Annotated in this window: 18 protein-coding genes and 1 tRNA gene; 11 read left to right on the plus strand and 8 right to left on the minus strand. The window is 40.8% G+C overall.

The window, feature by feature from the left end:
• Positions 1-25: 25 nt before the first annotated feature.
• The gene (locus ACLBWE_RS18300) at positions 26-1,033 is read left to right on the plus strand and encodes an AraC family transcriptional regulator (RefSeq protein WP_447604213.1); all 1,008 of its coding nucleotides are present in this window, start codon (positions 26-28) and stop codon (positions 1,031-1,033) included.
• Positions 1,034-1,093: 60 nt separating this feature from the next.
• Here the strand turns inward: ACLBWE_RS18300 and ACLBWE_RS18305 are convergent, their stop codons facing one another.
• Positions 1,094-2,461: an amidohydrolase gene (locus ACLBWE_RS18305; protein WP_447604214.1), complete on the minus strand. Its 1,368-nt coding sequence runs from the start codon at positions 2,459-2,461 to the stop codon at positions 1,094-1,096.
• A 33-nt stretch (positions 2,462-2,494) separates the two neighbouring features.
• Positions 2,495-3,880 (minus strand): long-chain fatty acid transporter, encoded by a 1,386-nt coding sequence (locus tag ACLBWE_RS18310; RefSeq protein WP_447604215.1) that lies wholly within the window; start codon positions 3,878-3,880, stop codon positions 2,495-2,497.
• A 298-nt stretch (positions 3,881-4,178) separates the two neighbouring features.
• Between ACLBWE_RS18310 and ACLBWE_RS18315 the strand changes: the two genes are divergently transcribed.
• The 6 genes from ACLBWE_RS18315 (at position 4,179) to tcuB (ending at position 11,271) form a co-directional block, all read left to right on the plus strand.
• The gene (locus tag ACLBWE_RS18315; RefSeq protein ID WP_004641378.1) at positions 4,179-5,108 is read left to right on the plus strand and encodes a LysR family transcriptional regulator; all 930 of its coding nucleotides are present in this window, start codon (positions 4,179-4,181) and stop codon (positions 5,106-5,108) included.
• Between the two features lie 278 nt (positions 5,109-5,386).
• A complete protein-coding gene (gene tcuC, locus ACLBWE_RS18320; protein WP_424614539.1) occupies positions 5,387-6,697 on the plus strand; it encodes an MFS transporter in 1,311 nt (436 codons plus the stop codon).
• An 85-nt stretch (positions 6,698-6,782) separates the two neighbouring features.
• On the plus strand, positions 6,783-7,577 hold the full coding sequence (locus ACLBWE_RS18325) for a substrate-binding domain-containing protein (RefSeq protein WP_424614537.1): 795 nt from the start codon (positions 6,783-6,785) through the stop codon (positions 7,575-7,577).
• A 131-nt stretch (positions 7,578-7,708) separates the two neighbouring features.
• On the plus strand, positions 7,709-8,638 hold the full coding sequence (locus ACLBWE_RS18330) for a LysR family transcriptional regulator (RefSeq protein ID WP_447604217.1): 930 nt from the start codon (positions 7,709-7,711) through the stop codon (positions 8,636-8,638).
• A gap of 103 nt (positions 8,639-8,741) precedes the next feature.
• A complete protein-coding gene (gene tcuA, locus ACLBWE_RS18335) occupies positions 8,742-10,148 on the plus strand; it encodes an FAD-dependent tricarballylate dehydrogenase TcuA (RefSeq protein ID WP_447604218.1) in 1,407 nt (468 codons plus the stop codon).
• Positions 10,138-11,271: a tricarballylate utilization 4Fe-4S protein TcuB gene (tcuB, locus tag ACLBWE_RS18340; RefSeq protein WP_447604219.1), complete on the plus strand. Its 1,134-nt coding sequence runs from the start codon at positions 10,138-10,140 to the stop codon at positions 11,269-11,271. Before tcuA ends, tcuB begins: the two co-directional genes overlap by 11 nt.
• 78 nt (positions 11,272-11,349) lie before the next feature.
• On the opposite strand, the gene ACLBWE_RS18345 is transcribed toward tcuB, so the two are convergent.
• Positions 11,350-11,883, minus strand: coding sequence for an HPP family protein (locus ACLBWE_RS18345; RefSeq protein WP_447604220.1), 534 nt, complete (start codon positions 11,881-11,883; stop codon positions 11,350-11,352).
• A gap of 98 nt (positions 11,884-11,981) precedes the next feature.
• On the opposite strand from ACLBWE_RS18345, the gene ACLBWE_RS18350 reads away from it, so the two are divergent.
• Both ACLBWE_RS18350 and ACLBWE_RS18355 read left to right on the plus strand, forming a co-directional pair.
• Positions 11,982-12,542 (plus strand): TetR/AcrR family transcriptional regulator, encoded by a 561-nt coding sequence (locus ACLBWE_RS18350; RefSeq protein WP_447604221.1) that lies wholly within the window; start codon positions 11,982-11,984, stop codon positions 12,540-12,542.
• A 1-nt stretch (position 12,543) separates the two neighbouring features.
• Positions 12,544-13,203 carry a VOC family protein gene (locus ACLBWE_RS18355; protein ID WP_447604222.1) on the plus strand — a complete coding sequence of 220 codons (660 nt, stop codon included), beginning with the start codon at positions 12,544-12,546 and terminating at the stop codon, positions 13,201-13,203.
• Between the two features lie 85 nt (positions 13,204-13,288).
• Here the strand turns inward: ACLBWE_RS18355 and ACLBWE_RS18360 are convergent, their stop codons facing one another.
• The 3 genes from ACLBWE_RS18360 to ACLBWE_RS18370 form a co-directional block, all read right to left on the minus strand.
• Entirely contained in the window at positions 13,289-14,518 is a 1,230-nt protein-coding gene (locus tag ACLBWE_RS18360) for a CaiB/BaiF CoA transferase family protein (RefSeq protein ID WP_447604223.1), read from the minus strand.
• A gap of 52 nt (positions 14,519-14,570) precedes the next feature.
• A complete protein-coding gene (locus tag ACLBWE_RS18365) occupies positions 14,571-15,893 on the minus strand; it encodes an MFS transporter (protein ID WP_437119771.1) in 1,323 nt (440 codons plus the stop codon).
• A gap of 227 nt (positions 15,894-16,120) precedes the next feature.
• Positions 16,121-17,341, minus strand: a complete 1,221-nt coding sequence (locus tag ACLBWE_RS18370; RefSeq protein ID WP_092710154.1) for an acyl-CoA dehydrogenase — start codon at positions 17,339-17,341, stop codon at positions 16,121-16,123.
• A 246-nt stretch (positions 17,342-17,587) separates the two neighbouring features.
• On the opposite strand from ACLBWE_RS18370, the gene ACLBWE_RS18375 reads away from it, so the two are divergent.
• The gene (locus ACLBWE_RS18375; RefSeq protein ID WP_191000684.1) at positions 17,588-18,535 is read left to right on the plus strand and encodes a LysR substrate-binding domain-containing protein; all 948 of its coding nucleotides are present in this window, start codon (positions 17,588-17,590) and stop codon (positions 18,533-18,535) included.
• Positions 18,536-18,639: 104 nt separating this feature from the next.
• On the opposite strand, the gene ACLBWE_RS18380 is transcribed toward ACLBWE_RS18375, so the two are convergent.
• On the minus strand, positions 18,640-19,815 hold the full coding sequence (locus tag ACLBWE_RS18380; RefSeq protein ID WP_447604224.1) for a zinc-binding dehydrogenase: 1,176 nt from the start codon (positions 19,813-19,815) through the stop codon (positions 18,640-18,642).
• 402 nt (positions 19,816-20,217) lie between these two features.
• Here ACLBWE_RS18380 and add point away from each other — a divergent pair, with 402 nt between their 5' ends.
• Complete coding sequence (gene add / locus ACLBWE_RS18385) at positions 20,218-21,213, plus strand: adenosine deaminase (RefSeq protein ID WP_447604225.1); 996 nt, start codon at positions 20,218-20,220, stop codon at positions 21,211-21,213.
• Between the two features lie 250 nt (positions 21,214-21,463).
• Here the strand turns inward: add and ACLBWE_RS18390 are convergent.
• A tRNA-Pro gene (locus ACLBWE_RS18390) sits at positions 21,464-21,540 on the minus strand.
• Position 21,541 lies beyond the last annotated feature (1 nt).

Below are 21,541 nucleotides of genomic sequence, written 5' to 3' on the forward strand. Positions count from 1 at the left end.
TGAGTCACAAGTTATAGGACATAACATGCCACAGACAGCAACGGCACTGGCTAGCTGGGTTAAAGCGATTCAAAAAGCGCTTGAGAAAGCAGGTGTGGATAGCCAACCTTTATTAAAACAAGCAGGTTTAGATGTTCAGGCCCTAAACGATCCAGATGCGCGCTATTCATTAAAAAACACAGCAAATTTATGGAAATTAGCCGTTCAAGCGACTCAAGACTCGAGCTTTGGCCTTAAAGTTGCTAGCCAAGTCAACCAAAATACATTTCATGTGTTGGGCCATTCACTCATTACCAGCACCACCCTAAAAGAAATGTTTTTAAGAATTATTCGTTACTTCCGCATAGTGACCGACATTCCTGAACTCGAGTTTTATGGCGAGGGAAAAAATCATTATTTCGTTATTCATGTTCCCGACGAAGTTCAACCCGAATCTATCGATGCTTTTATCTCTGTTTTTATTCGTTCAAGTCGTGCGTTACAGGGTTCTGTTTTTTCGCCCTTACGCATTGAACTGAGACGTTCAGAGCCAGAAGATCTGCAAACTTTTCAGAGCATTTTAAAAGCCCCGATTGTGTTTAATGCGCCCAAAGACATGATTGTGTTTGACACGGCATCCATAGAACAGCCTTTAGATGGTGGGAATCCACACCTCACCCAAGAATATGATGAGATTATTAATCGTTATCTCGCTCGGTTTGATAAAGAAAATATATTGGCTCGTGTGAAAGTAAAACTCATTGAAAAATTATCTACAGGTGACTTTCAACAGCAAGACGTTGCGAAAAGTTTAGGCTTAAGTATACGTAGTCTGCAACGCAAGCTTTCGGCAGAAAATACTTCTTATAGCGAGCTACTCGATAATACACGGCACGAACTCGCGTTGTCGTATATCAAAAATTCAAGCCACAATATTACAGAAATTGCCTATATTCTTGGCTTTACCGATGTGAGTAGTTTTACCCGCGCTTTTCGACGCTGGACAGATTTATCACCGCTGCACTATCGGGAAAAACATCTGTCTTGTTCTTAAGTTTCTCAAAATTTTAAATAAAAAAAGATGCCTCTATGTGCATCTTTTTTTATGATCATCTTATTTTTTATTTAACAGTTCAAGCATAGACACTGTGGTGACTTTAGCCCCGACTGGCAAGGCTTTTAAATCTACAACATAGTTTGGACTATGTGGAATATAAGGCACAGGTTTGCCTTGCTTGACTGAATTGGCAAACACAACCGGATCTGCCACGCCAATGAACATAAAGTTAAATGGAATGTCTTTTTGGTCACCTAACAAATGGTGAACATCTTCAGAACCCATAACGGCGGGATATTCAGTTAGAACATGTTTGTCACCTAGCAAAACTTTTAGTGGTCCATTTAAACGCGCAGAGAATTCTTTATTATTGACTACAGGCGTACTTGAACCTTTAAAGGTAAAAGTAGGAAATTGGTCTTTACCCATGCCTTGCATTTGCGCAGCACCTTCGCTCATAAGCTTTATGTTATTTAACATGGTTTCGCGTACTTTTGGATCAAACCAGCGCAAGTTCATTTTGACCAATGCAGTAGAAGGAATCACATTATTTGAATTTCCAGCTTGGATCGATCCAATCGATAAAACTGCCGCTTGTTGAGGGTCGACTGCGTTACCCATAATAGTTTGATATTGAGTTACTGCATTTGCCGCCATACTAATTGGATTTTTGGTTAGCATTGGTAATGAGCCATGCCCACCTACCCCTTTAAATAAAACATCAAGTTGGTCGGTTCCCGCCATGCGTGGCCCCGGTGCATTAATAACCACCCCAACAGGCGCAGGTGTGGTATGAACTGCAAAGAAATAATCAGGTTTTGGTAAATTATATTTGGTCCATAAACCATCAGTCACCATGGCTTTAGCACCCGTTATAGGCTCTTCAGCAGGTTGTGCGACTAAAATAATAGTTCCGCTCCATTCCTTTTTCAAAGCCACTAAGGTTTTTGCCATACTGAGCATCCATGTCACATGCGCATCATGACCACACATGTGTGCAACAGGCGTTTCGGTTCCATCGTCAAGTTTTACCCGTACTTTACTTGCATAAGGTAAACCCGTGGCTTCTTGAACTGTGTTGGCATCCATGTCGGCACGGTACATGACCGTTGGCCCATTACCGTTTTTTAAAATTCCAACCACACCTGTCTTGGCTATGCCAGTTTTAACATCAAACCCTAATGACTTAAGCTCTTTGGCAACAATGGCAGAGGTACGCGTTTCCATAAACCCAAGTTCAGGGTGCTCATGAATATCTTTATAAACCTTACTTAACCATTCTGTTTGTCCATCAATAATCGTTAACGCTTTTTGTGAGACAGTAGGTAAATTAGATGGGTTTACTTCGGCATGGAGGACAGTTCCATAACCTGCAATCAAAGTCGATAACCCTAAAAGTATGCCGTTTTTGATGATTTTATTCATGTAATTAAAACCTTATAAATGAATGATTTAATTTTAAAATTTATATCCTATTTTTAAGCCATAGCTTATAGAGTGATTATCCTTAAACTCACCCACATAATAGTCACTGCCTGCCTGTGCGCCAAGCTGAGCTTTTGCATCGCCTAACCAGTAATATTTCACACCCCCAGAAATAAAGTATTGGGATGTTGGGCTATATTGAGCACCGATTCCTAAATTGTAATATCCCTTGGTTGGGCCACCCGTTGAGACTTTATCACCTGCACCAGAGTCCCAACCCACTGACACAGAGCCTAACCATTTAGATGAAAAACGTTGCCCTAGTCCTAAATTTAAAGCCCACTGGTCATCATCATAACGAACCAAATTAAATCCTTCTGGACGGCTCGGTGTTGATAATCCCCCAATAACTTTTGAAATTTCACCAAAACGGTAAGGTTGTAGCGCCAAATCACTCCAATTTACCCAGCGCAAGCTCCCAAACAATAAAGTTCCTTGACGTAAACCTGTTTGAAACTCTAAATTCACTGAGTTTGGAGATTTAAATTTGGTTGGACCAGAGCCTTCGCTATTGGGTAACTCTGAAATAATATGATTTAAATAGTTTTTCTTTTGCTCGGTCATCTGCCCGATAGAAATCATATAGTCGAGATGTTGGCTAACTAAATCGCGTCCTTGCTGAGTCGTTAACATATCAATTAACGGCGCATTTTCAGTTGCGTTTACTTTGTGGGTAATGGCAGAACGATAGGTAAGCGAAACTTTAACGGCCTTTTCAGGAATTTGATAAGCCAGTCCAGCTAACCAGCCCCAATCACCCACAGTTTTAGTTTGAAAGTCATAACCATTATAAAGACTAAATACATTGCCTCTTAAATTGACCTGACTTTTGAAAGTTTGATAAACCGGCCCTGCAAAAATATTCCAGTTTTTATTAGGTTGATATCCAGCAATGAAGCTAAAACTTTGAATATCAAATTCTGATTTTGCATTTCCTGTAGGAACTTGACCAGAAGTAGCATTTGCAAGGCTTGTAGTCGTAATACCAGGAAGCATAACTGTGTCTTTCGGCGTTGCGACAAAGCCATTTAGTCCTGAATATTCGGTGTCAGCACCAAAAGGCTGATCGTAAAGCAACCCAAATGAATACTGTGGTGCAAGCTGAAACTTTAAAGCCGCAGTCGGCCGATAATCTGTATTAGCGATATCGGAAATTGACTGATGGGAAGGGTTAGTACCAGATTCCACTCCTTTTAAATCAGTATCTGTCACACCAAGACTTGCTTCAAAGTAATTTCCCGGTTGTAAAAATGCTGATACGGATTGGCCTGTTTTATCAAATGCAGCAGCTTGTAATGCACTTGTACAAATTGAAGCTATTCCCAATACTAATGTTCTATTTCTTACTACAAAAATCATGGATCCATCCTGGATTTTTTTATTTTGATTGTTCACTTTATTTAGATTTTGAGTGGTGTGCTTAGCCCCAAACGCCAATGATTTGACTGTGGATGCCATATTTAAAAATTATAAGATTGTCTCTCTGAAATGAGATAAGTTCCATTGAACTCAAGACTAAAGACGACAAAGATTTAAAACTTTCAGATAATTTTTTAAGAAACTTTTGTATTTATTGCTGTTAATATTAAAGCACATGATAGATTTCCCAATCCTTCATATCTCTATAAATCAAGGATGATGAGCGAATATATTTATTATGGAAATCAAGCAAATAAAATATTTTTTGACGGTAGTTGAAGCAGGCAGTATTGGTAAAGCTGCTCAAAAACTCGATGTCGGTGCGTCAGCAATCAGTCAACAAATTAGCAAGCTAGAGCAAGAGCTAAGCATTCGCCTATTACAGCGTAATGCTTTTGGTGTGACCCCAACTCCCGCAGGCCTCGCCTTTTTAAAACATTCTCAACTCATTTTACGTCAGATTAACTTTGCTGTGGATGCTGCTCATTCGGCACGGCTTTCAGGCCATGTGAGCCTTGGTTTTCCACCCACCATTACCGCTTTAATTGGCATCCCTTTAATGAAATTAATGTCTGAACGCTATCCAGACATTCGCCTAGAAATTGTGGAAACACTGTCAGGTAACCTGATTCAGTCGATTAATTCACGTCAGCTTGATATTGCCATTATTTTTACCAATGAAATTGACAAGCAATGGTCAATACAACCGCTGGTACGCGAGCAAATGTATTTAATGGCACGAAAAGAAGTGCTCGAAAAATACGGTCTTGCGGAGTGCATCAAAAGCGGCATTATTCGGTCTCAACAAATTGGTGATATTCCTTTAGTGTTGCCACGGCAGCGTCATAGCTTAAGAAAACTGCTTGAGCACAAGATTGGACAACTCAATGTCGTCTATGAAATTGATGGCCTGCACTTGCTGATGGATAGCCTGATTCACCTCGACCTTGCCAGCGTCCGCCCCGGAAGTGCTTGTCTACAAGAGTACAAACATAAGCTTCAACTACTTAAATTGATTGATCCTGAAGTTGAGCGAATCAATTACTTAGTCAGCCTTGCCGAAGAAGAATTATCACCTGCTGCACTCGCTGCAAAATCGGCAATTAAAGCCTGTGTGAAAGAGTTGATTCAAAACCAAATTTGGCCATGTTCTGAAATTATTTTATAAAGGGTCATTAATTTTATTAAATACCTAATTAATTTTGCCCTCTCACTCCCTCCTGCTGTTTGAGATTACATTTTCATCTGAATGATAAGTGAATTTCTGTTTATCGAATTATAGATGTGTAGTTTGAACTGGAAACAAGGCATCACATTTTCTACGAAGGACACCTTTAAATCTCATCTCTAACCCATTTGCTATTTAGGTTTATTGAATGAGTCTATTTAAGGCCCTCTATTGAAGATCGTGAATGTTTCCATTTTGTCAGGCCAAGGAGGTCTCCAATGGATGTCGTGAATAACCGTAGGGCTACTTTTAAAAAAATATTAAATGTAACGAGTGGCAACTTTTTAGAACAGTACGATTTTTTTCTTTTTGGTTTCTATGCCACTTATATCGCAGCAAAATTTTTCCACTCTGAAAATGAATATGTCTCTTTAATGATGACATTTACCGTGTTTGCCGCGGGCTTTCTTATGCGTCCTCTCGGCGCTATTTTCTTGGGCGCTTATGTCGACAGAGTTGGTCGACGTAAAGGTCTTATTGTTACCTTGAGCCTTATGGCAATCGGAACCATCTTAATTACCTTTGTACCGGGTTATGAAACCATTGGTATTATTGCGCCAATTTTGGTGGTGATTGGACGTCTATTACAAGGCTTCTCGGCAGGTGTTGAATCTGGCGGTGTATCGATTTATCTAGCTGAAATTGCAACAGATAAAAACCGTGGATTTATCACAAGCTGGCAGTCTGGCAGCCAACAAATTGCGGTTGTGTTTGCAGCATTACTTGGCTACTGGCTCAACACCATTTTAACTCATGCTCAAGTGGGTGAATGGGGCTGGCGTATTCCGTTCTTAATTGGTTGTTTGATTATTCCTTTAATCTTCTTGTTCCGCCGTACATTAGAGGAAACTGAAGACTTTAAAGCTCAAAAAACTCATCCATCAACCAAAGAAATTTTCAGCACACTTGCAAGCAACTGGCGCATCGTACTTGCGGGCATGATGATGAGTGCGATGACCACAACCACTTTCTATTTCATTACGGTTTACACCACAGTGTATGCAAAACGTACTTTAGAAATGTCGGTAACAGATAGTCTTTTAGCGACTGTGTTTGTTGGTTTATCGAATTTCTTCTGGTTACCAATGGGTGGCTTACTTTCAGACAAAATTGGTCGTCGTCCTGTTTTAGTCGGCATTACGACACTTGCCATCTTTACAACTTATCCAGTTTTAAGCTGGTTAGTGAGTGATATTAGTTTCACCAATCTGATTATTACGCTTGCTTACTTCTCGTTCTTCTTTGGTCTGTACAACGGCACCATGGTAGCAACACTCGCCGAAGTGATGCCAAAGCGTGTACGTACAGTCGGCTTCTCTTTAGCTTTTAGTCTTGCAGCAGCTATTTTTGGTGGCATGACTCCAATTGCATGTACATATCTAGTTGAACACACAGGTAACGCAAGTACACCAGCATTCTGGCTGATGTTAGCTGCGGTATGTAGCCTGATCTCAAGCTTATATCTATGCCGTGGTTCTCAACAGAAAAATAGTGACGCAATTGCTGAACCTGTGAAGGTTAGCGCTTAAAACAACAACTTAACCTGAAATTTTAATGAACAGTACGGCGCATTTGCAGCCGTACTGTGCTCTCCTATCATTAAAGCGAGATACTATGAAAAAGTCCCCTATCTTCATGACCATTTGCTTAGCTGGTGCAGGCTTAGGCTCGACCCTTGCTAACGCAGATACACTCGAAGTGATTAGCTCAGGCGGTTTTTATTCATCTATGGAAAAACTCATTCCAATATTTGAAAAGCAAACTGGCCATAACGTTCATCTCTCATCTGGTTCATCCATGGGTGCATCGTCAACGGCAATTCCAAACCGACTCGATCGTGGTGAACATTTTGATGTCGTAGTGTTGGCTGCTCCTGAACTCAATAAACTCGCAGAAAAGGGTTATGTAGATCCAAATTCGCAAAGTGCTTTGGTTAATTCAAGCATTGGCATGGCTGTACCTAAAGGTGCGCCAAAACCAGACATTAGTTCTGCTGCAAAATTCGAAAAAGTTTTATTAAATGCTAAGCACATTGGCTATTCAGCAAGTGCGAGCGGTACGCATCTTGAAAAAGATGTTTTCCCAAGCTTCCCACCTGTCGAATACAAAGTGATTTCTGGTAAAGCAGAAAAAGTGGTAGGTGACCGCGTTGCAAAGCGTATTGCTGAAGGTCAGTTTGATATTGGTTTCCAGCAAATCAGTGAAATCAAACCTTTTACTGGTCAATATGGTCAGGTTGATTTAGTGGGTCCAATTCCTGCGCCTTATCAGAAAGTCACCGTGTTTGCGGCTGGCATTGGTAAAAACTCTGAACATGAAAAAGTTGCAAAAGAGTTAATCAAGTTTGTGAAATCGCCTCAAGCAACACAAATTATTGAAGAACAGGGTCTTGAGCAGGTTAAACAATAAAAGCTCTAAAAGGCAACATCTTGAGGTGATGTTGCCTTTACTCTGTTGGTGGTTTACTCAGCGTAATAGAACAAAATGTATAGCAATAAACCAGTGTAGAATAATCAATAAAGGTCAATGTAGTATTTGCCGTGGAACTCAAACAATTAAAGTATTTTATTGCAGTGATCGAGTCAGGAAGCTTGGGTAAAGCTGCAAAAAATCTCGATATTGGAACGTCTGCATTAAGTCAGCAAATCTCAAAATTAGAAAGCGAACTTTCTATTCGCCTTTTACAACGTACTGCTTTGGGTACAGTTCCCACCCCTGCGGGTTTAGCTTTTTTTCAACAGGTTCAACTGGCACTTAGACACCTAGACCATGCCGTAGATTCTGCTCATTCTTCACGTTTAAGTGGACATGTCACCGTTGGATTTTCGCCGAGTGTTGCAGCGGTTATTGGCACGCACTTTTTAAAACTCATGAGAAATCGTTACCCCGACATTAAAGTACGTTTAATTGAAGGCTTATCTGGTGATCTCAAAGCCTTAGTTAATGCAAGACAGCTCGATGTTGCAATCATCTTTAGTGACGATGTAGACCCACAATGGGCGATACAGCCTTTAGTCAAAGAACAAATGTTTTTAATCTCACCTAAAGAAGTGCTGAGTCAGTACCACCTTGAAAGCTGTATAGACACTCAAACCATTACTCATTCACAGCTTAAAGAACTGCCCCTGATTTTACCGAGTCAACGACATGGGCTGCGTTTGTTGCTCGAACAAAAAATTCATCAGCTTAAAGTGGCCTATGAAATTGATGGGCTACATTTGCTAATGGAAAGCATTAGCCAACTGGAAATGGCAACCATCCAACCTGCGGGTGCATCATTAAACTCACGGCAAGACCTATGTTTGCTACGCGTTGTAGAACCTGCCATTGAACGCATTAACTATTTAATTAGTCTGTCTGAAGAAGAGCTCTCGCCTGCCACCTTAGCCACGAAAGTGGTGATTCGTGCCTGTGTCACCAACCTGATTAATGAAAAACGCTGGCCGGGTGCGGAGATAATAAACACTTAAGCCATTAGTGTTTATTTTTACTAAACACCCATTCAAGCCCAGCCTCTCACTCCACCCTCTCTTTTAAAGCTACATTAGCCCGAGCTGAGAAAGGGAGAAATCCATGCATGATGTGATTGTAATTGGTGGTGGGAATGCCGCACTGTGTGCCGCGCTCACGGCAAAAGAAAGTGGCGCGTCTGTGCTTGTCATAGAAGCAGCACCTAAAGAATGGCGTGGTGGTAACTCACAACACACTCGTAACCTTCGCTGCATGCATGATGCTCCTCAAGATGTATTGGTGGATGCCTACCCCGAAGAAGAATATTGGCAAGACCTACTTAAAGTAACTGCCGGAAAAACCAATGAACACTTAGCTCGTCTGGTGATTCGTAGCACGGCGACCTGCCGTGACTGGATGCGTAAACATGGTGTGAATTTTCAGCCCCCACTATCGGGTGCTTTGCATGTTGCACGTACCAATGCCTTTTTTATGGGTGGTGGTAAAGCTCTCATTAATGCGTATTACCGTAGTGCTCAAGCACTTGGCATTGAAATTTTATACAACACAAAAATTAAAGATTTAAAGTTAAACCAAGGACATTTTGAAGCCGCAATTGCTGAAGATGGTCGTGTGTTTAAAGCAAAAAGCTGTGTATTGGCCGCAGGTGGTTTTGAGTCAAATTTGGAGTGGCTAAGAGAAGCATGGGGACAAAATGAAAATGGCGAATGGCCTGCCGATAATTTCATTATTCGTGGTACTCGCTTTAATCAAGGCAACTTACTCAAATTTATGATAGATCAAGGCGCCGATATTATTGGTGACCCATCACAATCTCATTGCGTCGCTGTAGATGCACGAGCACCGCTATATGACGGCGGTATCTGCACCCGTATTGACTGCGTTTCACTGGGAATTGTGGTCAATAACAAAGCCGAACGTTTTTACGATGAGGGCGAAGACTTCTGGCCAAAACGTTATGCGATTTGGGGCCGTCTTGTTGCCAAACAACCACAGCAAATTGCCTATTCCATTATCGACTCAAAAGCCATTGGGCGCTTTATGCCACCTGTGTTTGCGGGTGTAAAAGCACACAGCATTCAAGAACTGGCCGAAAAAATCGGGCTAGATGCAAAAACCTTCTGTCACACGGTAGAAGAATTTAACCAAGCCTGTGTGCAAGGTACCTTTAACCATACGGTTTTAGATGACTGCACCACCAAAAATATTGTTCCCAACAAAACCCATTGGGCCGTTCCGCTTGATAAACCACCCTTCTATGCCTATGCGCTTAAGCCCGGCATTACCTTTACCTATTTAGGTTTAAAAGTCGAAGACGATGCTGCTGTGCGTTTTAACAATAAAGCCAGCCGCAACCTGTTTGTCGCAGGTGAAATGATGGCAGGTAACGTACTCGGTCAGGGTTATACCGCAGGAGTCGGCATGTCGATTGGCACGACCTTTGGACGCATTGCCGGAAAAAATGCAGCCCACTATGCACTTTCACAAGGAGTTGAACATGAATGCTAGTACTAAAGCCCTAATTCCAGTTGTTCAGCTCTCTGATCACGAACAAGAAGTTCAAAGAGCGCTACAGATTTGTAATGCTTGTCGTTACTGTGAGTCGTTTTGTGCTGTATTTGCTGCCATGACTAAGCGCCTTGAGTTTAATCAAGCCGATATTCATTACCTCGCAAACCTATGCCATAACTGTGGTGCGTGTTTACATGCTTGCCAATATGCCCCGCCACATGAGTTTGGTGTAAACATTCCAAAAGCGATGGCGCAAGTACGTTTGGAAACTTACCAAGAGTTTGCGACCCCTCAGCCTTTAGGCCGACTTTATAAGTCTGTCGGGATTCCTTTTGTCTCGGCATTAACACTTATTTTCTTTTTATGCATGTTAGCTGTGGTGTGGTACAAAGGCACTGACCTGTTTGCAGGCTACCAAGGTAATTTCTATGCGATTTTCCCGCATAACTTTTTAGCTCTACTTTTTGGAGCGACCTTTACAGTTGCCATTGTGCTGCTCGGCATTGGAATTAGTAAGTTCTGGCGACAAACATCTAAAGTCATTCATGGCAAAGTTGAGAAACCAGACCTGGTTCAAGCCACCCAAAATGTATTAACGCTTAAATATTTAGATGGTGGTCATGGCAAAGGTTGTAATGAGCAAGATGACCGTTACACGCAAATCCGCCGTGTGTTCCATCACATGACTTTTTATGGCTTTATGCTCTGCTTTGCAGCCACAGGTGTAGCGACTTTATACCACTATTTTCTTGACCTGCATGCGCCTTACCCTATCTTTAGCTTACCTGTTATTCTGGGTACTTTGGGTGGACTTGGCTTAGTTATCGGGCCATCTGGCTTGCTCTATTTAAATCTTAAACGCCATCCGTTACATGGTGACCGTGAGCAAAAACCTGTAGATCGAGGCTTTATCTTCCTTCTACTTATCGTTAGCGCTTCAGGGTTAGCACTCATGGCATTTCGTAATACCCCTTACATGACACTTTTACTGATTTTCCATTTAGCCACAGTCATGACATTCTTTATTACCATGCCATTTGGAAAGTTCGCACATGGTTTTTACCGCAGTGCTTCTTTACTCAAATTTGCCATCGAAGAGCGTATTTCAAAGAAGTCATAATTTCATTCAAAAGTATTCACTATCTTGGCATAGTGAATACTTTTATTATTTTTCAGCTCAAAACACTTCATGCCTTCCCTACTTTTTACTATTTAAAATTCCCAAGCCATACATCGGCCACTTGGTGCTCGCTTTAATATTATTAATCAGTATCGCCACCAAAACTAACGACACTGCGCCGACCAAAACAGGGAAAATTAAGAAGCTCCTCTCGTAATGTATGCTGCTCGCAGTAAGCAAAATAACCAAAGGATTGGCCCCAGCAGGTGGATGAACGCATTTAAAAATCTGCATGAGTGCAATTGCACAGCCCACTGAAAAAGCAATTGTAAAAATAGAAACACCCACAAATTTTAGAAAAAACAAACCCACAAAAGCCGAGATAAGATGCCCAAATATGATATTTCTCGGCTGTGCTAAAGGAGACTGCGACACGGTATAGAGCAATACACAGGTCGCACCAAACGGCGCCATGATAAAAATATTGTGTGTGAGCTTACTCAACCACAGAAGTAGAAAAATACTGACTGTCCCCCCAATAAGGCTTCTTAAAATATCAATTTTATTGGGCGATGGAGCCAGTTTTTCTTTGCCATAAAAGATCGAGAACATGGTTTTATTCCTCAAACAAAAAGTTGCTTTTTAAAAAGCATATAGATAAAATTAAAAATAGTACAGATCTGTACTATTTTATTTTTTGGAAAAGTTTTATGTCAAAATCTGCCTTAAAAATATTAGATACAGCCGAGAAGTTATTTAATGAAAATAGTTTTGTCGGGGTTGGCGTCGACCTGATTCGCGATGAATCTGGTTGTTCCAAAACCACAATGTACACGTACTATAAAAATAAAAATCAACTGGTTCAGTCTGTACTGATTGCTCGTGATGAACGGTTTAAGCAAAGTCTTTTAGGCTATGTGGGAGATGCAACGGGGTTAGAGGCCATCAATAAAATTCTTGATTGGCATACCAATTGGTTTAGGCAAGATTTTTTTAAAGGCTGTTTATTTGTAAGAGCGGTCGCTGAATCTAACCAAGATGATCAAGACATTATTTCTATTTCTAAAGCCCATAAACAATGGATTAAAGTACTGATTGCACAGAACTGCAATGTACCCAATGGTGAAGCTTTATCTGAGCTGATCTATACGGTGATTGAAGGCTTAATTAGCCGCTTTTTAGTCGATGGTTTCGATGAAACACTTGCGATAAACATGAAAAATTCTATTAATCAATTATTTAATATTCATCAACAAAACATGAGAACTTAAAATGGAAGTGGACCATATTTTTATTTGTGTACAATCAGGCGCTCCCGAAGCTGAAACTTTAAAAAAATTCGGTCTAACAGAAGGTTCATCCAATAAGCACCCAGGTCAAGGTACAGAAAACAGACGCTTTTTCTTTAAAAATAGCTTTATCGAATTAATCTTTTTAAATAACCCAGAAGAAGCCTCAAGTGATCTCACAAAACCTACTCTGCTTTTTGAGCGACTAAGTACTCAAAATAATATCGCGTCCCCTTTTGGTATTTGTTTTCGACCTAAAAATAAAGATGATAACGGTGCAAAATTTCCTCATTGGGTTTACAAGCCAAGCTATTTACCAGCCAGCTTAGAAGTAAATGTTGCTAAAGATTCTGTTGTATCTGAACCGATGTGGTTCTTCCTTTCATTTGCTTCACGACCAGACCTCGCCTCTAAAGAAAAACAACAACCTCTTGCACATAGCAAAGATTTATCAGAAATAACTTCTATCAAAGTTTCTATTCCAAACATTGAACAGCACCCTACTTCGTTACTGTTCAACACGCTCGATCATTTTGAAGTGACAGATGGATCAGAGCATTTAATGGAAATCAGTTTTGATCATGAACCTCAAGGAATGATTCATGATTTCAGACCAGAGCTGCCACTTATTTTTAAATATTAAGGCTCTTGTTTTCTAATAAAAAAACTGTGATTCATTTCAAATCACAGTTTTTTTTAAATTGAATCACATTAAAAATGGCAATAGCTTAAGCAATTTTTCCATCAATAATGCCTTTCTCTTTTAACGTAGCCAGCTCTTCTGCTGTTTTAAATCTCGATAAGATTTGAGCAGTATGTTCACCTAACTCTGGCGGTGCATGATGGTATTCAACCGGAGTATCAGACAACTTTATTGGTGAACCAATGGTTTGGAAGTTTTCATTTAAACGATGAGGAATATTCACCACCAAGTTGCGATGCACAATTTGTGGTTCAGCCAAGGCATCTTCAATAGAGTTGATGACACCTACTGGTACTTTTAAAGCATGAATCATCTCAACCCATTCTTTGGCAGTTTTCTGCAAAAAGTGCTCCGAAAATAAAGGAATCAGTTCATCTCGATATTTGACGCGGTCCTGATTACGCACAAACTTTTCATTTTCGAGCAGCTCTGGGTAACCAATCGCAATACATAAATCTTTAAACTGTTTGTCGTTACCGCAAGCAATAATAAATTCTTTATCTTTAGCCTTAAAGGTTTGATACGGCACAATACTTGGATGCTGATTACCCATGCGCTGCGGTGCTTTACCCGAAGCTAAATAGTTCATTCCCTGATTTGCCAATGCCGCGACCTGCACATCCAGCAATGACATATCAATATATTGACCACGCCCTGTGTGCGAGCGTGCAATCAAAGCAGCTTGAATGGCAATGGTGGAATACAATCCAGTTTGAATATCTACCACAGCCACACCAACCTTTTGTGCACCACCGCCTGCCACATCATCAGGCTCGCCAGTAATGCTCATTAAGCCTGACATACCCTGAATAATAAAATCATAGCCGGGTTCTTCTGCACGTGGGCCATCTTGCCCAAAACCAGTAATCGAGCAATAAACAATATTTGGGTTGAGCTCACTTAATGACGCGTAGTCCAAACCGTATTTAGCCAAAGACCCTGTTTTATAGTTTTCAATTACAACATCGGCAGTCTTGGCAATTTCATAAATTAAGGCCTGACCTTCAGGTGTGGTAATGTCTACCGCAACAGAATATTTATTGCGGTTGGTACACTGAAAATAGCCAGATTCACGGGTCATGTTTCCATCTTGATCGGGCATCCATGGTGGTCCCCACATGCGGGTGTCATCACCGACTCGAGGACGTTCAATTTTAATCACTTCTGCGCCAAGGTCTGCCAAGATTTGTCCACACCACGGTCCCGCAAGCACACGACTTAAATCTAAAACCCGAATTCCTTGTAATGCACCCATAACGATACCCTTATCTTTTTAGAAGGTACTCAACGCACCTTCTTGTCATTGTTTATGATTGTTTTTGCGGATCGTACTGACGATCTTTAATAAATAAGCCTGGCAATACACCCGCAACAAAATACGCAGCGCCCATCACAATAAAGGCCATGGTAAACGTACCGCCCGATGCCAAGAAACCAATGGTGGCTGGTGCAATTGCAGCCCCGACACGACCAATGTTATAAGCACCGCCAATCGCTGTTCCGCGTACATCGGTTGAAAAACTTTCGGCCATATAAGTCGCGTTCACACCGTATGGAATGCCATATAGGAAGCCAAAGGTGATCAATAGATACAAAATGTTGTCAGGCGTATTAAAGAAAATAATGATTGGTAAGAACACGGCACTGGCAATTGTTCCAAACACAAAAACAGCACGGCGGTTAAATTTGTCAGCAAGATAACCCGCTAAAATTTTGCCTAAAATCATTGCAGTATATGAACCCACCATATAACTGGTTAAGTTTTTAAAGTTCATATGCACTTCTGTTTCTAAATAACTTGGCATCCAGTTGTTAATGCCGTAATAACCAAACTGTAAGAAGAATGCTGTAGTCATCCACAACAGAAACATTTTACGGTGCTTAAAGTTATTAAAAATTTGCTTATAGATACTGCCACTTTTGGGTTTCTCAGTCGCTACAATTTCTTTAGGCTGTCTATTGCCTTGTAAACTTTCAATTTTGGTGAGCTGCCAAGATTTTGGCTCTGGCACAAATCGTTGTAGGAAAATATTAACAAAAGCAGGCACCACGGTCAGAAAGAACAAAACACGCCAGCCATGATCAGGAATAATTGCACCAGCTAACAGCGTCGCAGCAATATAACCCACTGTTTGGCCAGTCTGTAACGTGCCCAATACCGTTGTGCGGTAAGTTGTCGGCACATATTCAGCCATTAAGGTATTACAAGCCATATAGAGTGCTCCGATTCCTAAAGCACCAATAAAACGTAAAGCCATAAATTGCTCGAAGCTTTGCGTAAAACCCAATAAACAGGTTGCTACTGAAAAGAAGGTCACTGAGTTGGCAATGGTCCGTACACGACCAAACTTGTCACATGCCCAGCCACCCAAAATACCGCCAACGCCCATACCTGCCAAGGAAGCACTACCCAATGCACCTGCTTGAAAGGTACTTAAACCAAACTCCGCCTTTAAGCTGGTCAAGCTATAAGACAGCAGCATAATATCAATGCCATCGACCACCATCGCAAAATAGGCAAATAGCAACGCCCATTTCCATGTATGTGGTCCAATCTTTTCATATGTTCCAAGATTACTTGGAAATGTATTTCTTAACTCTTTCGATATTACTTGAACGTCATTGTTCATCTTTAGTTCCTCATTTTCCCAAATGAGTCATCGACAGCCTACTTATGTTTTCTGTATGACTTAATCTTCTATACTTTTCATCATCTTATATTCAATTTTAAGTACACAGAGGTACATCTTCACATGAGTATCCTTACGATGAATCTTGTCATTATCCATAAATTTTTGCGTAAAAATCCCTAAAGGTGCTCTCGAAAGAACACCTCTATCTTTTAAAAATTAACGAGTTAGTTACTAAATGCTGCGATGCCTGTTTGCGCACGGCCTAAAATCAAGGCGTGAACATCATGTGTGCCTTCATAGGTATTTACGACTTCAAGATTAACTAAATGACGTGCCACGCCAAACTCATCGCTAATACCGTTTCCACCCATCATGTCACGTGCCATGCGAGCAATATCAAGCGCCTTTCCACAGTTGTTACGCTTAATTAAAGATGTGCCTTCAACTGACGCAATACCTTCATCTTTCATACGGCCAAAACGTAAAGCTATTTGCAAACCTAATGCAATTTCAGTTTGCATATCTGCCAGTTTCTTTTGAATCAACTGATTTGCAGCCAACGGACGGCCAAACTGTTTTCGGTCCATTGTATATCGATGCGCAGTATGCCAACAGAACTCGGCAGCGCCCATTGCGCCCCATGCAATGCCATAGCGGGCACTATTTAGGCAAGTGAACGGACCACGTAATCCTCGAACTTCAGGGAATGCATTTTCTTCAGGTACAAAAACGTTATCCATCACAATTTCACCCGTAATCGATGCACGTAAACCGACCTTGCCATGAATGGCAGGTGCAGATAGACCTTCCCAGCCCTTTTCTAAAATGAAGCCGCGAATATCACCAACATTGCCTTCAGCAGAAACTTCTTTGGCCCACACTACAAACACATCGGCAATTGGGCTATTGGTAATCCACATTTTTGCGCCACTTAAACGGTAACCACCGTCAACTTTTTTAGCACGGGTAATCATACTGCCTGGGTCTGAGCCATGGTCAGGTTCGGTCAAACCAAAACAGCCAATGTATTCACCCGTAGCTAGTTTAGGTAAGTACTTTTGCTTTTGCTCTTCAGTACCAAATTCATGAATTGGAACCATCACCAATGAGCTTTGCACGCTCGCCATAGAGCGGTAGCCCGAGTCGACATATTCAATTTCACGCGCAACCAAACCATAACTCACATAGTTCAAACCCGCGCCGCCATATTGCTCAGGAATGGTTGGACCCAATAAGCCGAGCTCTCCCATTTCACGGAAAATAGATGGATCTGTAGTTTCATGACGGAATTGTTCAAGTACACGTGGTTGCAGGCGTTCTTGGCAATAAGCATGAGCCGCATCACGAATCATGCGTTCATCTTCGGTAAGCTGTTGCTCAATTAAAAATGGGTCTTGCCAGTTAAATTGAACTTTTGCTTTTTTTGTTGTCACCATGTGATTCATCGCATCCTCTGCTTGATTTGATCTTCTTTATTTAACTCGATGTTATGCGTGAAAAATGCAGTAATCAAACGATAAATCTTCATGCAGATATGCGACTTACGCATATTTAAAATGAGTCGCGTTAAATTTAGATATTTAATTGGTTGTATTTCATTAAAAATGGCTTATTTTTATACTAAACTCCGATATCTGCATTTAGGTCATATGCTGTTTTGAAATATGACGACAAATAAAAGGATTTTATTTATGCGAAGAAGTATCCCGTCAATTCAGGGCCTGATTTGCTTTGAAAGTGCAGCAAAACATTTAAGTTATACCTATGCTGCGCAAGAGTTATGTATTACCCAAAGTGCAGTCTCTCGCCAAATTCAGCAGTTAGAAGATTTCTTGGGAGTTGAATTATTTATACGTACTCGGCACGGCGTTGAGCTGACCATTGCTGGTCAGCAGTATTTTAAAAGTATTAAACCCTATTTATTAGGTTTAGAGAAATGTACAGCCGATGTGATTTCTCATAAAGGTTTAGGTGGAACATTAAAGTTAGGTGTGGTGCCTACCTTTGCAACACGCTGGCTGTTACCCAAGCTCCATCTGTTAAATCAGAAGCACCCTGAAATTACGGTTCACTTAGAGACCAGTACCAAGCCTTTTTTATTTAATGACAATATTTTTGACGCTGCTATTTTTGCAGGTACGCAGCAGCAAATTGACCACTGGCCCGGCATACAAGCACATTATTTAATGGATGAAGAAATTGTACCTGTGTGCTCACCAAGGCTGATCGAAAAGTATTTTCCAGATGCAGTGATGATCAATGAAAATACCTATGATTTAAGCTCCGAAGATTTACTAAAAATTCCCTTACTTCAACAAACCACTCGGCCTAGCATTTGGCAAGAATGGTTTCTGACTCATCACATGCAACATCCAAAGCCCTTTGATGGACAACGCCATGAGTTATTTTCAATGCTTGCGGTTGCCGCCAGTCATGACATGGGAATGGCTCTAATTCCACAAATGTTGATTGAATCTGAACTACAAAAAAAAGAACTGGTGATTGTTTCCAATAAGAAACTAAAAGGCAGCCGAAAGTACTACCTGATTCACTCGAGCCAAGACATCACACCGACCATTCAGAAATTTGTCGACTGGATTTACCAAGAACTAGAACAACTAAAGAGCAATACAAATTAGCTCAGCAGTTTTTATTTATGCCCAATATTGCAATCAATACTCATAAAAAAAGATTGTGATTAATGAGATCACAACCTTTTTAGTTAAGCGAAAATGACTTTGAATTAATGACTCATCAATTGAATATCTGAACCACTACGTTTCGGGTCAATCAAAATTTTGGCATGCTGTTCAGGATCGCGTAACGCTTCAAATGCACTCGTAACACCCTCTAAACCAACAACACCCGTAATCAGTGGTGAGCAGTTCACTTTACCTTCTGCAATCATATGCAGGGCATCTCGAAACTCAAGCGGTGTATAGCCCAACACAAATTGAATTTCTAACTCTTTATTAATTGCAAGTGCTGGTTCTATTTTGTCACTTTGCATGCATACACCCACCCCGACAATTCGGGAAAACAAAGGTGCACCTTCAATAATTTGCTGTAAAACACCCGGTACGCCCACACACTCAAAAATAACGGGACGTTTTGGCAGAGCACCCAACTTATCAATCATGCGCCATCCATGCCACCAAGGTAAGCGAGTCGCTTGCAACTTATCAAACAGCCCCATGCCCATGTTAATTGCATCAGAAACATTGCCCAACAAACCAAACTCTTTCCAGTTGGCAAATGGTGATGTCTCTTTCGGATCTACCACAATATCGGCACCACATTGCTCGGCAAGCTTACGGCGGTTTGGTGAAAAGTCGCTGGCAACCACAGTTTTAACCCCAGCAGCTTTAAGCATTAATATGACACCTAATCCGACAGGACCACAGCCAATCACAATAGCAGGCTCACTGGTTTTCACACGGCTACGGCGAACAGCATGCAATGCAACCGCCATAGGTTCAGTCATGGCAGCACTATCTACATCTAGACCGTTGGGTACTTCAAACATCAAGCTCGACTGAGCCAATACTTGCTCTGCATAGCCACCAGATGCATTTGGAGAAAGCCCTGTAGATAAATAACCATGCTGATCTACATTTAAAAGTGGCATTGTGCAAACGAGTGTATCGGCTTTAAATTTGTGACGTGTTTTTGGGCCATAATCCAAAACTTTGCCACAAAACTCATGTCCCAATACAAACGGATCTGTAGACTTGGCTAAACCATTAAACCCGACACGTGCAGCCAAATCATGCATGTGGTCGCAGTGGTGTTGCATATGTAAATCAGAGCCACAAATTCCACATCGCACCACCTCTAATAACACCTGTCCTTTTGTAGGAGTTAATTTCGGTTGGTCCACCACTTGTAATTTTGCTTGATGACAAAGTACCGACTTCATTTGAACGCTTCCTATTTCTTCTTTTCATTTACTTGCCAGAAATAGATTTCTACAGATAAATTAATCGCCTTATCAGTTTGGTCTTTAGCAAGCCTTTGCTCATCTTTACAAGTAACAGACGAAATACCAATGACCATTCTTTAGCCAATCCATTGTTAAAGAGTCAACAGTAGACAGGCTCAGCGAGATTAAAAACAATAAAAATCTTAGTGCTTGTATCTTACACAGACTGCGTTATCTTCTTAGGCCAGAACAATGTCATCAAAATTAAAACTTAAACGAATATCTTAAGTTCAAAAAACTCAACTAAATCCCTTTTCACAAAAACATAGCAAATCCAAACTTTTATCAGTGACCCTAAACAGGCATGATGAATTGATACGAACAGATAAGAAGAAACCTATGATTACAAAAACACTTCCGCTTACAGATATTCATCGCCACCTTGATGGCAATATCCGTATTCAAACTATTTTAGAGTTAGGGCAACAATACCATTTAGATTTGCCTGCCTACGACATTGAATCTTTACGCCCACACGTACAAGTGATTGACAACCAACCTGACTTATTAAGTTTTTTATCGAAGTTGGATTGGGGGGTAAAAGTATTAGCGAGTTTAGATGCCTGTAAACGAATTGCATTTGAAAATATGCAAGATGCTGCACAACAAGGCCTAGACTATGTAGAACTTCGTTTCTCACCAGGTTATATGGGAATGACGCATCAACTACCGCTTGAAGGCGTTGTTGAAGCAGTCATTGCGGGTGTAAAAGAAGGCAGTCAAACTTACGGGGTGAAAGCGAATTTAATTGGCATTATGAGTCGTACTTTTGGTCAAGAAGCCTGCGAAAAAGAATTAAATGCCCTACTTGCCCATAAAAATGATATTAAAGCGTTGGATCTCGCTGGAGATGAGCTTGGCTTTCCGGGCAACTTATTTATCAATCACTTTAAAAAAGCACGTGATGCAAGTTGGCACATTACGGTACATGCAGGCGAGGCTGCCGGTCCAGAAAGTATTTGGCAAGCTATTGAAGAATTAGGTGCTGAACGAATTGGACATGGTGTTAAAGCAGTTCAAGATTTAAAACTTTTAGATTATTTAGCTAAACATAAGATTGGTATTGAATCTTGCCTCACCTCAAATATTCAAACCAACACAGTACCCTCACTAGCACAACATCCATTAAAGACATTTTTAGAACATGGTGTGCTTGCCACTATTAATACAGATGACCCTGCGGTAGAAGGTATTGAGATACAACATGAATATTTAACTGCTGCCCCTTTAGTAGGATTAAGCCCTGAGCAAATTTATACAGCTCAAGAAAATGGACTTAAAATCGCATTTTTATCAGATCAAGAAAAGGATGAGTTAAGACAGAAATATCAATAACAGAGAACAGAGAACAGAGAACAGAGAACAGAGAACAGAGAACAGAGAACAGAGAACAGAGAACAGAGAACAGAGAACAGAGAACAGAGAACAGAGAACAGAGCTTATATAAATAAGTTCAAATATTGGAGTGTGTATGAATTAAAATTTAAATATATAAAAACAAAAAAATTCCTTCTATCGTTAAGACAAGAAGAAATTCTTTTTAATATTTGGGATATTTTTTTAAAGCTTGAACGCTTTTAAAATATGGTCGGAGCAGTAGGATTCGAACCTACGACCCCCTGGTCCCAAACCAGGTGCACTACCAGGCTGTGCTATGCTCCGA

The organism is Acinetobacter sp. M5A5_2a (genome assembly GCF_053345265.1).

Excerpts from the sequence above, each read along its gene's own strand:
- tcuC (WP_424614539.1), top strand. The coding sequence starts at position 5,387 with ATGGATGTCGTGAATAACCGTAGGGCTACTTTTAAAAAAATATTAAAT.
- tcuB (WP_447604219.1), top strand. The coding sequence starts at position 10,138 with ATGAATGCTAGTACTAAAGCCCTAATTCCAGTTGTTCAGCTCTCTGAT.
- tcuA (WP_447604218.1), top strand. The coding sequence starts at position 8,742 with ATGCATGATGTGATTGTAATTGGTGGTGGGAATGCCGCACTGTGTGCC.
- ACLBWE_RS18365 (WP_437119771.1), bottom strand. The coding sequence starts at position 15,893 with ATGAACAATGACGTTCAAGTAATATCGAAAGAGTTAAGAAATACATTT.
- ACLBWE_RS18350 (WP_447604221.1), top strand. The coding sequence starts at position 11,982 with ATGTCAAAATCTGCCTTAAAAATATTAGATACAGCCGAGAAGTTATTT.
- ACLBWE_RS18325 (WP_424614537.1), top strand. The coding sequence starts at position 6,783 with ATGAAAAAGTCCCCTATCTTCATGACCATTTGCTTAGCTGGTGCAGGC.
- ACLBWE_RS18380 (WP_447604224.1), bottom strand. The coding sequence starts at position 19,815 with ATGAAGTCGGTACTTTGTCATCAAGCAAAATTACAAGTGGTGGACCAA.
- ACLBWE_RS18300 (WP_447604213.1), top strand. The coding sequence starts at position 26 with ATGCCACAGACAGCAACGGCACTGGCTAGCTGGGTTAAAGCGATTCAA.
- ACLBWE_RS18310 (WP_447604215.1), bottom strand. The coding sequence starts at position 3,880 with ATGATTTTTGTAGTAAGAAATAGAACATTAGTATTGGGAATAGCTTCA.
- ACLBWE_RS18345 (WP_447604220.1), bottom strand. The coding sequence starts at position 11,883 with ATGTTCTCGATCTTTTATGGCAAAGAAAAACTGGCTCCATCGCCCAAT.
- ACLBWE_RS18370 (WP_092710154.1), bottom strand. The coding sequence starts at position 17,341 with ATGAATCACATGGTGACAACAAAAAAAGCAAAAGTTCAATTTAACTGG.
- ACLBWE_RS18375 (WP_191000684.1), top strand. The coding sequence starts at position 17,588 with ATGCGAAGAAGTATCCCGTCAATTCAGGGCCTGATTTGCTTTGAAAGT.
- ACLBWE_RS18360 (WP_447604223.1), bottom strand. The coding sequence starts at position 14,518 with ATGGGTGCATTACAAGGAATTCGGGTTTTAGATTTAAGTCGTGTGCTT.
- add (WP_447604225.1), top strand. The coding sequence starts at position 20,218 with ATGATTACAAAAACACTTCCGCTTACAGATATTCATCGCCACCTTGAT.
- ACLBWE_RS18355 (WP_447604222.1), top strand. The coding sequence starts at position 12,544 with ATGGAAGTGGACCATATTTTTATTTGTGTACAATCAGGCGCTCCCGAA.
- ACLBWE_RS18305 (WP_447604214.1), bottom strand. The coding sequence starts at position 2,461 with ATGAATAAAATCATCAAAAACGGCATACTTTTAGGGTTATCGACTTTG.
- ACLBWE_RS18315 (WP_004641378.1), top strand. The coding sequence starts at position 4,179 with ATGGAAATCAAGCAAATAAAATATTTTTTGACGGTAGTTGAAGCAGGC.